Source organism: Paenibacillus macerans, assembly GCF_050565405.1.
GTDB lineage: Bacteria > Bacillota > Bacilli > Paenibacillales > Paenibacillaceae > Fontibacillus > Fontibacillus macerans_B.
Genome location: NZ_JBNYYG010000002.1, coordinates 179,645 through 194,240 on the forward strand (window position 1 = coordinate 179,645; position 14,596 = coordinate 194,240).

A 14,596-nucleotide genomic window follows, 5' to 3' on the forward strand; every position below is an offset into this window, starting at 1 on the left:
AAATAACCAAAAGTAATTTTAACATAGAAGAGAGTCGCTTGAGAAGCTTTTTTGTCCTTACTGAAGCGCGTTATTCGGGGTTTTCTTCGGCTCGCGCTGCCGCTCGTCCGTATATTCCTCCGCCGCGGTATAGCCGATAAACAGGCCCCACAGCAAATATAAGCAAAACTCGCTGATCACCGTGATCGGTCTGAGCTCCGGCAGTGGACGGGTCATTTGAAACAACGGCCCCAGCACGGCAAAGATCAGAAACCACCATACCATCCCGTACAGGATGCCCGGTCCCGGCCCCTTCAGCTTCCGGAACACCACCGTATACAGCATGGTTGCCAAGATCGAAAAGACGATGAAGGACAACCATCCGACGTAATAACCGAACCGGCTGTGCAGGAACGAGTTTTTGAAGAAGGGTTCCACCAAGTAGCCCGGCAGTATCGTCGTAAACCGCATGTAATAAAACAGGCCCTTGACTCCTCCCCATATCAGCCCCGCAAATAACCCGATTTCCAAAGAAAACAGCCAAATATTAGTATGTTCGCGGCGCTGCTGCCGCCAAGGCTGGGCAAAAACGTTGGATCTCCGCGCTTTTTGCTTCATACGTTCCCTTCCTTCCATAGAAATATTTTCTTTTGATTTTTGAAGGTTAGTATGCGCATTTCCAAAAAGACTAAACCAACTAGAATTTGCCCGTAAAGTCCGTTACAATGGAATCATTACTAAATATGATGTCCGCCGCTTCAGTCACACAAAACTTATATCATTGTAGGAAGGTGAAATTTTTGCCTGAGCAATCTGCACCCGCGATTTACGGCGGTCAAGCCGTTATTGAAGGCGTTATGTTCGGCGGAAAACATGTCAATGTGACAGCCGTTCGCCGCAAAACCGGAGAAATTACTTTTTTGGAGGTGCCGAAGCAGGACAAGGATTGGGTCAAACGGCTGCGCAAAATTCCGCTGATCCGCGGACTTGTCAGCATTATCGATTCCAGCGCCAAAGGCTCCAAGCACCTGAATTATTCCGCGGAAGCGATGGCGGATGACGAAATGGAACCGGAAGAACGCGCCAAACAAAAGGAAAAAGAAGAGTCCGGCTTCTCGCTCACGATGCTGGTGGGCGTGGCCATCGCCGGGGTCCTTTCTTTTATAGTAGGCAAACTTATTTTTACGTTGGTTCCCGCGCTGCTTGAACAATATTTGTTCCAGCATGCTTTTGCCAATCAGACGCTGCATACCCTGATCGAAGGCGTTATCAAAATCGTCCTTCTGCTCACTTATTTATGGATTTTCTCGCAAACGCCGGTCATCAAACGCCTGTTCCAGTACCATGGCGCGGAGCATAAAGTGATATCCGCTTATGAAGCCGGCGAGGAACTGACCCCGGCCAACGTACAGAAGTACAGCCGCCTTCATTACCGTTGCGGCAGCAGCTTCATTATTCTGACCGTGATCGTGGGCGTCGTCATTTATTCGCTGCCGATATTTAGCTGGGATAACGTTTGGGAACGGATGTACATCCGCGTCCTGTTGCTTCCGCTGGTCATCGGCATCTCGTTCGAGCTGCTGCGGTTTACCAACGCCGTACGCGACATTCCGCTGCTGCGCTTCCTGGGGTACCCGGGGCTTTGGCTGCAGCTGCTGACGACGAAGGAGCCGAACGACGAACAAGTCGAGGTTTCAATCGCTTCGTTTAACCGGATGCGCGAGCTGGATGCCCGCCTGGAAGAAGTCAATGTGATGGAGACGCCGGTTAGTTCCGCTTTGGATCCCTTGAAAGGATGATGAATGCATGAAAAAACAAGGCATCATGTTCTGGGTCATCGTTTTCTTGGTTGCTTTCGGCATCGTTGACGGGCTGTTTATCCGGCACACGATCGCTTGGGGCGGCGTCATTGTTCCCGTTGCCGTTGTCGGCATCGTATTCCTGCTGTATAAGTTTCCCCCGCGGAAGTACCGGAAACCGCAGCCCAAAATCAAGCCTTCCGCCCGCACAATGGCCAAAGTGAACGCGGAACGCCGTCCGGCGGCAGGCGAGAAACGCAAGGCTTATCCTTTTCAGGTCATTGAAGGCCAGAAGGGCAAAAACGACGACGATTTGCCGAAATATCATTAATCCGGTAGGCAAAAAGGACGGAGTCCGGGATTTCCCGACTCCGTCCTTTTTGCTTATTTTTGTGCGGCGGCATGCGCCTGCTGGTATTTTTTGAACTGCTCCTCGTAGTACTGCGCATTCCAACTTCCGAAGAACCGATCCCCGGCCAGAAATCCCGACTCGAACAAAAGCAGGCTTTCCTCCTGGCTGATGTCGAATTGGGTCGTTCCGATGCCCAGCGTCGGGATCTTGACCGTCCGGTAACGGTTCGACTGCTCGATATACCGCTCGTCATGGGCGGATAACATCGTTTCAACGATCGCCTGCAGCATCGAGAACGGGCCATAAATGCCGTGCGGCTTATTGCCGTTCTTCCCCACCATTTGAAAGCCGACGGTCGGAATCCGCTTCTCTCCTCCCCTTGGCTCTTCCCGGTCAAACAGCCACAAGGGGAAATTGCTGAGCAGCCCGCCATCGACGATATGCAGGAACTGATCGGGAAAAGGCTTCCCTTTCGCCAGCTTGGGCGGCAAACGCAGCAGCACCGGATCGAAGAAATAAGGAATGCTGCAGCTCATCCGGACGGCCCTGGCGACCTCAAACGCTCCGGGACTGATGCCGATTTTCTCCAAATCGTCCGGCAGCACCAAAATTTTGCCGCTTGTAATGTCCGAAGCGATAATGGTCAACTTGCCTTGTTCCAGATCGCTAAACGTCCGAACGCCCTTCGCCAGCAAAATCTGCCTGATCCAGTCCTCCAGCGCCTCGCCGGCATACAATCCCTTCTTCAGCAGCACCCGGAGTGCCGGACCGATCAGCGCCATATTGAAGATCGGCGCCCGCTTGAGAAATTGGGTAAACGACGTGGAAATAATAATATCCTTCATTTCATCCGCGTTATATCCCGCGGCGACCATCGAAGCTACGATCGAACCTGACGAGGTTCCGGCCACGCGGTGGAACTTGCCGCCATACTTCTCGGCTGCCCTCACCGCGCCGGCCAAGGAAATCCCCTTCACCCCGCCGCCTTCAAATACTCCGTTCATCAGCATCAGGCGCGTTCACCCCATCCCTGCAGCATACATAGGCCTACTGCTTATGTATGTCGGCAAGGGCTGTTCGTATGACTAAGACCAATGCTTATAGCCCGTAATAGGATTGCAGCAATGGAATCAGGCCAAGCGGATTCTTGCGCAGGTCCTTCGCGCTGAAGAAAATGCTCCCGCCGATCTCGGGAACTTGCCGGTTATATTCCAGTTGATCGATGATCTCCTGGGCGGTGGACCAACCGATCTCCGGTGTTCCCAGCTTATACGGCGCGTGGCCGATATACAGCTTAACGTCCGTCCCTCTGACTTCGCCGGCCCACCAATCGGCCAGCAGGTCATACCGCACTTCTTTTCGCGTCATGCTCCAGTAGATTTGCGGGGCTACATAATCGACCCATTCGTTTTTGATCCAGGCGCGAACGTCGGCATAGGTGCTGTCATAAGCCGTGACGCTAGCCCTCGTATCGGAACCGGTCAGATCGGTCGCCTTGTTCCGCCAAACTCCGTAAGGGCTGATGCCGAAGGAAACCTCAGGCTTAACCTGATCGATGTTGTGCCCCAAGGTCTGCACGAACTGGTTGATGTTATCGCGTCGCCAGTCCCCTTTGCTCGCGATGTTCTTGGCATTGTAGGCTTTGTAGGTCGCATCGTCGCCGAATTTCTTGCTTGACGTTTCTCCCGTCGGATAAAAATAATCATCCAGATGAACGCCATCGATATCGTAGCCGTCAACGACTTCCATAATGGCGTTGATCACGTGCTCGCGGGCCTCCGGAATCCCCGGATTGATATACAGCTTGCCGTCGAATTTCACGATCCACTCCGGATGTTGACCCGCGACATGGTTTGCCGGAAGCTTGCTCGCGTCTCCCCCCGTGCTGGCGCGGAAGGGATTAAACCAGGCGTGAAATTCCATGCCCCGACGGTGCGTTTCCTCGATCAGGAATTGAAGCGGATCGTACCCCGGATCTTTGCCGGCGGTCCCCGTCAAATATGAGGACCACGGCACCAGATTGGAAGGATAAATCGCGTCTGCCGAAGGGCGCACCTGGACGAACACCGCGTTCATCCCCATCGCCTGCACTTCATCGAGGAGTTTCACGTATTCCGCTTTTTGCGCTTCGGCTTGGCCGTAGGAGCTTTTGCTCGGCCAATCCAGATTGGATACGGTGGACACCCAGACCCCGCGCAAGTCGTTGTCGGTGCCGCCTGAGGCCGGCGGCTGCTGCGGCACGCCGCTTTGCGGATCGTCCGCGCCCGAACCCGGCTCGCCCGGCGTCTCTGCGGACCCGCCTTGGCCGGAAGTCAGCGTAATCGTCCGGGCTTGTTGGTTCCAGTCGACGCCGATGCCCAGCTGTTCGCTGACGAACCGCAGCGGCACCATCGTGCGCCCCTTGCTGTTTTCCACGGAAGCGTCCAGGTTGATCAAGCTCCCGTTGACTTCTGCCGTGGGCGACCCTATTTTCAAGACCAGTGTGTTGCCGTCCTTTTGAATCGTTGCCGACTTATCGGCTTGCGACCAGGCCACCTGTGCCCCCAAGCCTTCGCTGATGACGCGAAGCGGAACCATGGTGACGTTCACTTTCGGTTTGATGTAAGGAGAGGTATCGGTAGACAAAACCGACCCGTCGAGAATAATTTGAATGTCGGACGCGGCTGCCGCCTGCGCTTTGCCGACGTTCGGCCATAACAGCACCAGAATCAACAGAGGAATAAACCAAGTGCGAAATTTCATCAGTAACCTCCAAACGATAATATGTACGGACAAACCGCTTGCTTCTATTTTAACGTTCCGGGTCACGCAAGAGTTGCGCTCCGATCCCTAAAAACAGAAAAAAAGCATCTGCCTTGGCCGAAAGACAGATGCTTCTTCTATGATTCGTTCAACAGTTCCTGATGCACACCTTCCAAATCGCGGATGCGGGAGCTGTCGCGTTTGAAATATTCCACGAGCGTGGCAATGCGGGTAATGGAGTCCCAGCTTAAATGGTGTTCGATGCCTTCGACATCTTTATAGATGTTCTCGTGCTCGACCCCGATCATGCCGAGAAACTCCTCCAGCAGCTGATGCCGGTCCACAAGCCGTTTGCCGATTTTTTTTCCTTTACTGGTCAGGACAAGGCCCCGGTATTTCTCATAAATCAAATATTCATCCTTGTCCAATTTTTGAATCATTTTCGTTACGGAGGAAGGATGAACCTCCAAACCTTCCGCGATATCGGATACGCGGGCGTATCCCTTCTCGTCGATCAGCTTGTAAATACGCTCCAAATAATCCTCCATACTGGGCGTTGGCATCTGATGATTCCCTCTTTTCCATGAGTTGACGCGAACATCAATGTACGCAGGTAACATTACTCTGTTAATGATACATGTTATGATTGTCCGTTGGCAAGTGCACGTCCGCACACTTTCTTTCGCCCCTCCTAGAACTTCAGCCACTCGGGCGTGATCTGTTGCAGCCAGATCGTAATTTGCGCCATCCGGTTGGTGAACAGCAGCACGCCCATCAACAGCATGAGCGCTCCGCCGATTTTCATGATCGCCGCAGAGTACTTGAGAATCCATTTCGTCGATCCGATAAAAAACGCCAGAATGAAAAACGGCAGCGCGAATCCAAGCGTATATGCGGTAATCAGCCCGATCCAGGTTCCCGGTTCTGTAACGGCCATGGCGATGATCGCCGCCAGGATCGGACCGACGCAGGGCGACCAGCCCGCCGAGAAGCCGATGCCGAAAATAAACGAGCCGACGTACCCGGCCGGCTTGAATTTCAAGTTCATCTTCCGTTCTTTGAGCAAAAACCGCGGCTGGAAAATGCCCATCAGGAACAACCCCATCAGGATGATTAAAATCGCCGATAATTGCCGGATCAAACCGCGGTATTGATTAAAAAATTCCCCGAACAAGCCGGCCCCGAACCCCAGCGTGTAGAATACGACGGAAAAGCCGAGAATGAACGCCAGCGTATGCGTCATTGTCCGGAAGCGTACGTCACGGTTGCTTTGCTCCGTCTTAAGCTGCTGTACGGACATCCCCGTGATATACGATAAATAAGAAGGATATAAAGGCAGGCAGCATGGCGATATAAAGGAAGCCACGCCCGCGCCGAATGCAATCCCGAGATGGATATCGGCCATCTGAACCTCCTATGTACATTCCCGCTAGGCGGAAAAGCCGCGCTTGCCCAGCAGGGTTAAAATCAACATGCAGATCAGCAGCAGAACGATCGTGGCGCTAGGCGCTAAATTCCAAATCCCAGCGGTCATAAGGCCTATCACAACAGCTATTTCCGCAATAGTAACGGATAAGATAACCGAGTTTTTGAAGCTTCTGGCTATCAGCAGACTACATGCGACCGGAATTGTCAGAAGCGCGGAAATCAACAACGCGCCTACGAATTTAATAGCAGTACTGATTACCAAAGCCGTCAATACCGTCAGCAACAGATTCAGCAGCTTGACCGGTAACCCGCTGACGGCGGCGGCATCCTCCTCAAATGTCAAAAGGAAAAACTCCTTAAACAACAAAAACACGACTAAAGCGACGGCAACGGTTACGGATAGCGCCACATACAAATCCTTTGGTTCGAGCGTGAATATGCTGCCGAATAGATAACTGGTTACATCCGTATTGTATCCCATGCCCATCGTAAAAAACAGGGAAGCCAGCGCCACGCCTCCGGACATAATGATGGCTATCGATAGCTCGGCGTAGCCTTTATAAGCCTTCCGCAGTTTTTCGATGGCAAATGAGGCCACAACCGCAAACGCTAAACCAACGCCAACCGGATAAACACCTAGCAAAAAACCTAAAGCCACTCCGGCAATCGTTACGTGGGCCAACGTATCCCCAATCATGGACAGGCGGCGCAGCACCAAAAAGATCCCGATCAGCGGCGTGGTTATGCCGATCATCAGGCCACCGGCCAGCGCTCGTTGAAAAAAATCAGCGGTAAATATTTCCAAGGTTCACAACTCCTAAAACATTTTGCAAAGCCAAGCTTGCTTCGAAAGCCTGCGCATGCTTGGCTTATTAAACGAGCGAATGCTGCAGGTCCGGGATCGCACAGTCCTGCTCATGCGAATGGCGCACATAAAACTTGATCGCCCCGCAACGATCGCGGGGTTCGCTGCCCAATTGCCCTTCGATCATCCCGATATCATGCGACACCATAAGGAACGTCATATGGTGATGAGCATGCATATGGAATATCAATTCGAAAAAGTCGGCCTGCGTTTGCGCATCGATGCCGACGGTCGGTTCGTCCAAGATCAGCAAATCCGGCTTGTTGACCAAAGCCCTGGCCAGGAAAACGCGCTGCTGCTGGCCTCCCGACAGCTGGCCGATCCGTTTGTCCTGGATGTCGCCGATCCGCATAACCTCCAGCGCGTCGTCGCATTTGCGCTGCTCCTCGCGGCCGATCCGGCGAAACAGCTTTTTGTTGTTGTACAAGCCGGAAAGCACCACCTCGCGAACCGTCGCCGGAAAAAGCGGGTTGAAGGCGTTTTTCTGCGGGACGTAGCCAATGCGCTCCCAATCGCGGAAACGGCGGATCGGCTCGCCGAACAAGCGGATTTGCCCCTCCGTCGGCGCAAGCAAGCCGACCATCATCCGCAGCAACGTCGTTTTCCCCGCCCCGTTGGAGCCGATCACCCCGACGAAGTCGCGCTCCCGGATCACGAAGCTGAAATCGGAGATCACTTTTTGCTCCTGATAAGCGAAAGAGACCCGGTCCAGCTCGATGATATTGTCATGACAAACGGCCGCAGGGGCCGTAATAAGGTCGGATTTCATAAATTAGCGTCCTTCCGGTACGAGTAGTCTTCTTCCTATTGTAGAGCCAGAATCAGATTTTGCAAATTTTTCTCCATCAAAGTGAAGTAATTATCCCCGGCTTTCGCCTGGGCCTCCGTCAGCCCTTCCACCGGATTCAGGACAAGCGTCTCCACGCTGGCTTCGGAAGCGAGCGTCTTGGCCAGTTTATCGGATACCAGCTCTTCGAAGAAAATATAGCGGATCCCCTCATCCTTCACCACTTGGGATAACGCGACCAGATCCTGGGCCCGCGGTTCCGCTTCCGGCGAGAGCCCCATAATCGCATGTTGGGTCAGGCCGTAGTCTCGGCACAAATACCCAAAAGCCTGGTGCGACACGACGATCTCTTTGTTCGGCAAGGCCGCCAGCTCCTCGGTAAATTTGGCATCCAGCGCTTGCAGTTGGCCGATCAGCGTTTCAAAACGCGCTTCATAATCCGCTTGATGCTCCGGGTCCACCTCGATGTAGCTGTTTTTGATATTTTCCGCCATCACCATGGCCGATTTCGGGCTTACCCAGGTATGCGGGTCAAGATGATGGTCATCGGCGGACTCGGCGTTACCCTCGGCATGAGCCTCTTCATTGGCCTCCGCCCCCTCGCCATGCCCGTGGCCGTCGTCGCCTTCGGCTTCGATCAGCGATATGCCTTGGCTGACCTCCACGGTTTTGACGGCAGCTCCGTCCCCCAAACCCTTCAAAAAGTTCGGAACCCATCCTTCCAAGCCGGCCCCGTTATACAGAAAGAGCTGCGCCTTGGACGTATTCAGAATATCCTGGCTGCGCGGCGTCCAATCATGCGGCTCCACGCCGGTCGGCAGCAGGTTGATGACATTGGCGTCCTCGCCGCCGATCGCCTTGGAAAATTCATATATCGGATAAAAGCTGGTCACGACGTTCACTTTGCCCTCCACGATGTTCCCGCCCGCGCTTTTGCCACATCCCGGCAAAAGAAGCAGCAGGATCGTAAGCAGCAGAGCCCCGGTCATGATTCCCCGTCGTTTTCTAAGAAGATGCATCTATTTTCTCCCTCTCTTAATCGTAATGATTACCAAAAGGATTATAGGTCCTTCCCCAACGGTTGTCAACCTCTAAATCACAACCGGTCTCGTTATCTCTGTAATAGGGCAAGAAGCAATACCCTTGCCAACAGACTGGGGAGTGCGTAACGGACCGTATAGACGTTAATCGGCCATTTCCCGGCTATTTCCCGCTGTAGCGGACACCGGCGACGTTATTATGCCTCAATTGAGGCTATAGGGGCTAATTTGCGGGAAATAAGGTCTGTCCAGTCCGTTACAATTTTCCGCTCCCTTTTTTCGGGCAATTAACGCCTCTGAAGTCCATTAGCGTTCGGAAGCAACGGAGCTTCTAAATGCTATGTACTATCCGCTTGGGGACGCCAAGCAACAAAACCGCCGGGAGCGAATGAACGCTCCCGGCGGTTGAATCGCGGCCAATAGCCGCAGTCTGTTCGAATGCTATTTCACGATCGCGCCGTTCGGCATCGAATCCGGCACGGTGGCCAGCGTCAGCTGGTCGCCGTGCGAGGCGGCCAGAATCATGCCCTGGGACATCTCGCCGCGCAGCTTCACCGGCTTGAGGTTGGTCACGCAAATCACTTTGCGGCCGACCAGTTCCTCCGGCTTGTAAAACTTGGCAATGCCGGACACGACCTGGCGCTGCTCAAAGCCGAGATCCAGCTGCAGCTTCAGCAGCTTGTCGGCTTTCTCTACCTGCTCGCACGCCAGCACCTGCGCCACGCGCAGCTCCACCTTGGCGAAATCGTCGATGCCGATTTCGTCCTTCAGCTCCGGCTGCTCTACGGCGGCCGAAGCCGTCGAAGCCGCGGCGGCCGGGGCCGCTACCTCTGCCGCCGGCGCCCCGCCCGTCATCGAGTTCGCGATGAACTCGATTTCCTGCTCCGCGTCGAGCCGCGGGAAGATCGGCTCGCCTTTGACGAGCTTCGTTCCGGCCGGAATCAGGCCGAACGTCTTCGAGCTCTCCCAGCTCGTCAGCTCGCCGGGTGCCAGCCCAAGCTGCGCCCAAATCTTCGCCGGCGCCTGCGTCAGGAACGGCTGCAGCAGGATCGAGGCGATGCGCAGCGACTCGTCCAAATGCACCATGACCGAAGCGAGCTCGCCTTGCTTCGCTTCGTCCTTCGCCAGCACCCATGGCTGCGTCTCGTCGATGTATTTGTTCGTGCGGCTAATGAATGCTCCGATATGGGTCAGCGCCACGGAGAACTCCATCTTCTCCATCACTTCTTCAACCTTGCGCACGGTTTCTTCCGCCGTTTTCACCAGCTCCGCATCGTACGTGGTGACGTTCGGTTGATACGTCGGTACCTTGCCGCCGAAGTATTTGTCGACCATCGCTACCGTGCGGTTCAACAAGTTGCCGAGATCGTTGGCCAGGTCGGAATTGACCCGCTGCACGAAGCTTTCCGGCGTAAACGAACCGTCCGAGCCGAACGGCACCTCGCGCAGCAAATAATAGCGGGTCGCGTCGAGGCCGTACCGGTCGATCAACACGTTCGGGTCTACCACGTTGCCTTTCGATTTGGACATTTTGCCGCCCTTCATCAACAGCCATCCGTGACCGAACACCTTTTTCGGCAGCGGAAGCCCCAGCGCCATCAGCATGATCGGCCAGTAAATCGTATGGAACCGTACGATCTCTTTGCCGACCAAATGCACGTCCGCCGGCCAATACCGTTCATACAGCTCCTGATTATCCGTGCCGTAGCCCAGCGCGGTAATGTAGTTGGACAAGGCATCGATCCACACGTACACAACGTGCTTCGGATCGCCTTTCACCTTAACCCCCCAGTCGAACGTCGTCCGCGACACGGCCAGATCCTCCAGCCCCGGCTTGATGAAGTTGTTGATCATCTCGTTTTTGCGCGATTCGGGCTGAATGAACTCGGGGTTCTCCTCATAATACTTGAGCAGGCGATCCACATAATGGCTCATCCGGAAGAAATAGCAGTCTTCTTTCACCAGTTCTACGGCATGGCCGCTTTCCGGGCTTTTGCCGCCGATGACCTCGCCCTTATCGTTGCGGACAACGTCAACGAGCTGCGATTCGGTGTAGTATGTCTCGTCGGGAATGCTGTACCAGCCTTCGTATTCGCCTTTGTAAATGTCGCCTTGCTTCAGCAAGCGGTCGAAGATCTCCTCCACGACCTGCTTGTGCCGCGGTTCCGTCGTGCGGATAAAATCATCGTAGGAAATGTCCAGCTTCTCCCACAGCTGTTTGATCCCCGCCACGATCCCGTCCACGAACTGCTGCGGGGTTTGGCCCTTCTCCCGGGCTTTTTGCTCGATCTTCTGCCCATGCTCATCCGTCCCGGTCAAGTAACGGACGTCGAAGCCGCGCAGGCGCTTATAACGGGCCATCGCATCCCCGGCTACCGTCGTATAGGCATGCCCGATATGCAGCTTGTCGCTGGGATAATAAATCGGCGTCGTAAGATAAAACGTTGGTTTTCCTGACATGATACATCCATCTCCTTTAAGAGGTAGTTCAAAAGTCATCATTAATAAAATGACAACAAAAAAACTCCCGCCCCAATGGGACGAGAGAGTTCTCACGTGTTACCACCCAAATTCCCCGCGCCTTTGCAGACGACGGGCTCCGTTGGTCGATGACGACCTTCCGTTAACGCCGGACTACACGCCGCCCCCTTACTTCAAACGCATGTCCCGCAGCGTTTCAAGCTCGAAAGCGGTTCCTCCCGGACCATATTCCAAAGACGCTCCAGACCGGTTTGCAGCTGCCCCGGCTCTCTGTGGCTGGAATGTTCCTTGTACTCATCCGTTCGCTGGAAGTATATAAGAGGTTGTTCAAAAAGTCGTCTTTTGATCACGAAGTAAACCTATGAAGCATACTCGACATCGAAAACCCGACTTTTTGAACTCTCACTATAAGTTTCTTTTATATTAAAAAAAGTTGCATGCCATGTCAAGCCGCTCAGCCCAGGGCGTGCTATTGTCCGGCCTGTCCCCCGCTTAAAGGAGGCGTGCCGGGTTCTCCACCGCGTTTCTTCTCCGCTTTGGGCGGTACAAGGTCAATGCCTCCGGGATGAAACGGATGGCATTTTACGATCCGTTTGGCCGCCAGCCACGAGCCCTTGACCGGACCATGCACCTCGATGGCCTCCAGGGCATAAGCCGAGCAAGTCGGATAAAACCGGCAGGTAGGCGGTTTGAGCGGCGAAATGAATTTGCGGTATACATGAATCGGCGCTTGAAACGTTTTGCGTACCACGCCCATCTCAGGACACTCCGTTCTGCTCCGGTAACGGCTGCGTCTGCGCTTTGCCGTCCGGACGGCAGTTTTTACAATACCCGAAAACCTCGAATTTATGTTTCACGACCTGAAACTGCTCCGGCGCGTCGGTTAACGGCATCGGGCAAAAATGAATCGGGTACGTCTTCTCGCATTGCAGGCAAATCATATGATGATGGTGATGGCCTTCGCTGCTGCAGCCGGCTCTGAACTTCAGCCCGTCCTCGAACATGACCTGTTCCAGTACGCCCAGCTCCTCCATGACCCGAAGATTCCGGTACACGGTATCGAAGCTAAGTCCGCTATACTGTTTGCCCATATAGTCATAGACATCCTTCGGGGTCAAATAACCGTCCCGCTCGGCGAACAGCTTGGCCAAGCTTTTTCGCTGGTCGGTAATCCGCAGCCCCCGGCTGGACATCACCTTGATAATTTCCTCCGTCGACAGCATGTGACATTCCTCCCGTCTGAACCTTACCTCCATGCGTCTTCTCTAATAATGCCCCAAATCGTATGCTCCGTCAATGCGGCGGGGGATTTTATAACATCACAATTGGGCATATAAAAACTCCAAATCATCTCAATGAGCAACCAAACGAAGGAAAAGAAAAAAGCGGACAGAAATCCGCTTCTTACGATACTATTGACTATATTGATCATGAATTTCGAATCCTATCTGTTCAAGCTTCGGTATCGATAGTAGCCACCTTGTTAATATTATCCCAACTTACAGTGGCTCCTGCAGCTTCACTTATAAATCTAAGATTTACGTAAAATATACCTTCCGGGGTAACAAAAGGAGTCTGAGTAAGTGTATATTCTTTATCGTTGACACTTGCTTTAAAGTTGTCAGGAGTCATCTTAATTGCAAGATCAGCTTTTGTAGCTGTGACTGTTTTAGTTTCATTGTTCCATTCAACACCCATTCCCATTGCCTCAAATATTTGACGAAAAGGAACCATGGTATTTCCGTTCAACACAATCGGCTTTGCTTCAAAGTTAAGTGTTTCTCCATTTACAACAACTGAGCCATATACAGGCGTTACTGCTGCATTTACATTCGATATCGAAGACAATGCGACCAAAACCAAAAGAGCAGCACTGATAAATAATGTTTTAATTTTCAAATTGTATCCCTCCTGTGATAATGATGTCTATTAATATTGACGTTCATTTTATTATTTTGTTGCATGTTTTTCCAAAATTAATTAATAAATACAGTTTAAAGGCTACCCACTTGGATAGCCCTTTTTTTCACTAATCTTAGAGAGGATATTTTGATGAATCCACATCAATTGTAACAGTATTGCTGCTATCTCGAGTTATATAAGCATGATCTTGTTGTGGTGTTCCAAATGAACTACTAGGGACAGCAGTACCATTAATTTTGATATTGCTAAAAATAGCTTTATTTTTTCCGGTGTTGTTACTAGATACAACTGTGGATAAAAGTTTCCAATTTGAAATAGAGCTTAATCCGCTTGAACCAATTACTCCCGATTCAAATACCGAAGTAAGAGAGGTATTTGCAGAATTAGTACAAGCATTATCTGCACAGGTGGCCGTTCCATCAACCTTAAGTCGAGCCTTTCCACTATAATTATACCAAGTATACAAAACTACAGTTGAATTAGAAAGATAAGCATTTTTATTCCACATTTGATTATATGGAGAAACAGGGTTCATTGTTACTTTACTTCCGTTGATTTTGAGGGTAACAGCAACTCTCCATCCCTTTTCAGTAGAATTCGGGCCAGCAGTAGTTACATATACTGTTCCAAAATCAGATTCAACGTTAGAAGCAGTAAACCCAATATAGTTATAGGCTGCAGTATTAGGGATAACTTCGCTATCAGCTGGTAATTTTAAAGATGTGCTCAAATATGAGCTTGAAGACCCTGAAGGAGTTATATATATTCTTCCTCCAACACCATCAGATATAAAATCTGTCTGATCCGTCGGTAGTGAATTTGGGGTATAAGAGTCAGTTCCAATATTTGAATCCAAAAGCGTTAACTGAGGAGCTCCGCCTAAAGGTTCCTCATAAACATAACTAATTTCGCTTGGATCTGTAGGAAGATAAATATACTGGTATGATCGGTCAATGCTTTGCAAAGACAATGTATTTTCCGATTTTACTTCATTCAAGACTTCTTTAGCATGTTCAATCATATTCTGTAATTGATCGTCAGGTAAAAACGAACTGCTTAAATTAGATATTTGTATTTCTTTTCGGGTATCCGTCGTATCTTGATAAGTTGGAGGCGAAGCCGAAACACTTGAAACAGACATAAGTAACACTGTGGTTAATAGCAACCCTGTCACAGTTTTTTTTCATTTCACACTCTCCT

Annotated in this window: 15 protein-coding genes; 2 read left to right on the forward strand and 13 right to left on the reverse strand. The window is 51.9% G+C overall.

Annotated elements, in window-relative coordinates; all coding sequences use genetic code 11:
• Positions 1–57: 57 nt before the first annotated feature.
• Positions 58–597: a YqhR family membrane protein gene (locus ACQ4N8_RS02740; RefSeq protein ID WP_430702780.1), complete on the reverse strand. Its 540-nt coding sequence runs from the start codon at positions 595–597 to the stop codon at positions 58–60.
• A gap of 182 nt (positions 598–779) precedes the next feature.
• Between ACQ4N8_RS02740 and ACQ4N8_RS02745 the strand changes: the two genes are divergently transcribed.
• Together ACQ4N8_RS02745 and ACQ4N8_RS02750 are read left to right on the forward strand one after the other, a co-directional pair.
• Positions 780–1,778, forward strand: a complete 999-nt coding sequence (locus tag ACQ4N8_RS02745; RefSeq protein WP_430702781.1) for a DUF1385 domain-containing protein — start codon at positions 780–782, stop codon at positions 1,776–1,778.
• A gap of 7 nt (positions 1,779–1,785) precedes the next feature.
• Complete coding sequence (locus ACQ4N8_RS02750; protein WP_430702782.1) at positions 1,786–2,109, forward strand: hypothetical protein; 324 nt, start codon at positions 1,786–1,788, stop codon at positions 2,107–2,109.
• Between the two features lie 53 nt (positions 2,110–2,162).
• On the opposite strand, the gene ACQ4N8_RS02755 is transcribed toward ACQ4N8_RS02750, so the two are convergent.
• From ACQ4N8_RS02755 to ACQ4N8_RS02810, 12 genes are all read right to left on the reverse strand, one after another.
• Positions 2,163–3,140, reverse strand: coding sequence for a patatin-like phospholipase family protein (locus ACQ4N8_RS02755; protein WP_430702783.1), 978 nt, complete (start codon positions 3,138–3,140; stop codon positions 2,163–2,165).
• A gap of 88 nt (positions 3,141–3,228) precedes the next feature.
• Positions 3,229–4,872: a family 10 glycosylhydrolase gene (locus tag ACQ4N8_RS02760; protein ID WP_430702784.1), complete on the reverse strand. Its 1,644-nt coding sequence runs from the start codon at positions 4,870–4,872 to the stop codon at positions 3,229–3,231.
• A gap of 137 nt (positions 4,873–5,009) precedes the next feature.
• A complete protein-coding gene (mntR, locus tag ACQ4N8_RS02765) occupies positions 5,010–5,435 on the reverse strand; it encodes a transcriptional regulator MntR (protein WP_430702785.1) in 426 nt (141 codons plus the stop codon).
• Positions 5,436–5,563: 128 nt separating this feature from the next.
• Positions 5,564–6,277 (reverse strand): cytochrome c biogenesis CcdA family protein, encoded by a 714-nt coding sequence (locus tag ACQ4N8_RS02770; RefSeq protein ID WP_430702786.1) that lies wholly within the window; start codon positions 6,275–6,277, stop codon positions 5,564–5,566.
• A gap of 24 nt (positions 6,278–6,301) precedes the next feature.
• Positions 6,302–7,105: a metal ABC transporter permease gene (locus ACQ4N8_RS02775; protein ID WP_430702787.1), complete on the reverse strand. Its 804-nt coding sequence runs from the start codon at positions 7,103–7,105 to the stop codon at positions 6,302–6,304.
• 67 nt (positions 7,106–7,172) lie between these two features.
• Positions 7,173–7,934 carry a metal ABC transporter ATP-binding protein gene (locus tag ACQ4N8_RS02780; protein ID WP_430702788.1) on the reverse strand — a complete coding sequence of 254 codons (762 nt, stop codon included), beginning with the start codon at positions 7,932–7,934 and terminating at the stop codon, positions 7,173–7,175.
• A 35-nt stretch (positions 7,935–7,969) separates the two neighbouring features.
• On the reverse strand, positions 7,970–8,971 hold the full coding sequence (locus ACQ4N8_RS02785; RefSeq protein WP_430702789.1) for a metal ABC transporter solute-binding protein, Zn/Mn family: 1,002 nt from the start codon (positions 8,969–8,971) through the stop codon (positions 7,970–7,972).
• Between the two features lie 462 nt (positions 8,972–9,433).
• Entirely contained in the window at positions 9,434–11,452 is a 2,019-nt protein-coding gene (metG, locus tag ACQ4N8_RS02790; protein ID WP_430702790.1) for a methionine--tRNA ligase, read from the reverse strand.
• Positions 11,453–11,942: 490 nt separating this feature from the next.
• The gene (gene yidD, locus ACQ4N8_RS02795; protein ID WP_430702791.1) at positions 11,943–12,230 is read right to left on the reverse strand and encodes a membrane protein insertion efficiency factor YidD; all 288 of its coding nucleotides are present in this window, start codon (positions 12,228–12,230) and stop codon (positions 11,943–11,945) included.
• Position 12,231: 1 nt separating this feature from the next.
• The gene (locus tag ACQ4N8_RS02800) at positions 12,232–12,696 is read right to left on the reverse strand and encodes a Fur family transcriptional regulator (protein ID WP_430702792.1); all 465 of its coding nucleotides are present in this window, start codon (positions 12,694–12,696) and stop codon (positions 12,232–12,234) included.
• 229 nt (positions 12,697–12,925) lie between these two features.
• On the reverse strand, positions 12,926–13,372 hold the full coding sequence (locus ACQ4N8_RS02805; protein ID WP_430702793.1) for a copper amine oxidase N-terminal domain-containing protein: 447 nt from the start codon (positions 13,370–13,372) through the stop codon (positions 12,926–12,928).
• 136 nt (positions 13,373–13,508) lie between these two features.
• Complete coding sequence (locus ACQ4N8_RS02810) at positions 13,509–14,570, reverse strand: YrpD family protein (RefSeq protein WP_430702794.1); 1,062 nt, start codon at positions 14,568–14,570, stop codon at positions 13,509–13,511.
• Positions 14,571–14,596 lie beyond the last annotated feature (26 nt).

Coding starts and splice junctions, on each gene's coding strand:
- ACQ4N8_RS02740 (WP_430702780.1), bottom strand. CDS start 597: ATGAAGCAAAAAGCGCGGAGATCCAACGTTTTTGCCCAGCCTTGGCGG.
- ACQ4N8_RS02750 (WP_430702782.1), top strand. CDS start 1,786: ATGAAAAAACAAGGCATCATGTTCTGGGTCATCGTTTTCTTGGTTGCT.
- ACQ4N8_RS02755 (WP_430702783.1), bottom strand. CDS start 3,140: ATGCTGATGAACGGAGTATTTGAAGGCGGCGGGGTGAAGGGGATTTCC.
- ACQ4N8_RS02760 (WP_430702784.1), bottom strand. CDS start 4,872: ATGAAATTTCGCACTTGGTTTATTCCTCTGTTGATTCTGGTGCTGTTA.
- mntR (WP_430702785.1), bottom strand. CDS start 5,435: ATGCCAACGCCCAGTATGGAGGATTATTTGGAGCGTATTTACAAGCTG.
- ACQ4N8_RS02770 (WP_430702786.1), bottom strand. CDS start 6,277: ATGGCCGATATCCATCTCGGGATTGCATTCGGCGCGGGCGTGGCTTCC.
- ACQ4N8_RS02780 (WP_430702788.1), bottom strand. CDS start 7,934: ATGAAATCCGACCTTATTACGGCCCCTGCGGCCGTTTGTCATGACAAT.
- ACQ4N8_RS02785 (WP_430702789.1), bottom strand. CDS start 8,971: ATGCATCTTCTTAGAAAACGACGGGGAATCATGACCGGGGCTCTGCTG.
- metG (WP_430702790.1), bottom strand. CDS start 11,452: ATGTCAGGAAAACCAACGTTTTATCTTACGACGCCGATTTATTATCCC.
- yidD (WP_430702791.1), bottom strand. CDS start 12,230: ATGGGCGTGGTACGCAAAACGTTTCAAGCGCCGATTCATGTATACCGC.
- ACQ4N8_RS02800 (WP_430702792.1), bottom strand. CDS start 12,696: ATGCTGTCGACGGAGGAAATTATCAAGGTGATGTCCAGCCGGGGGCTG.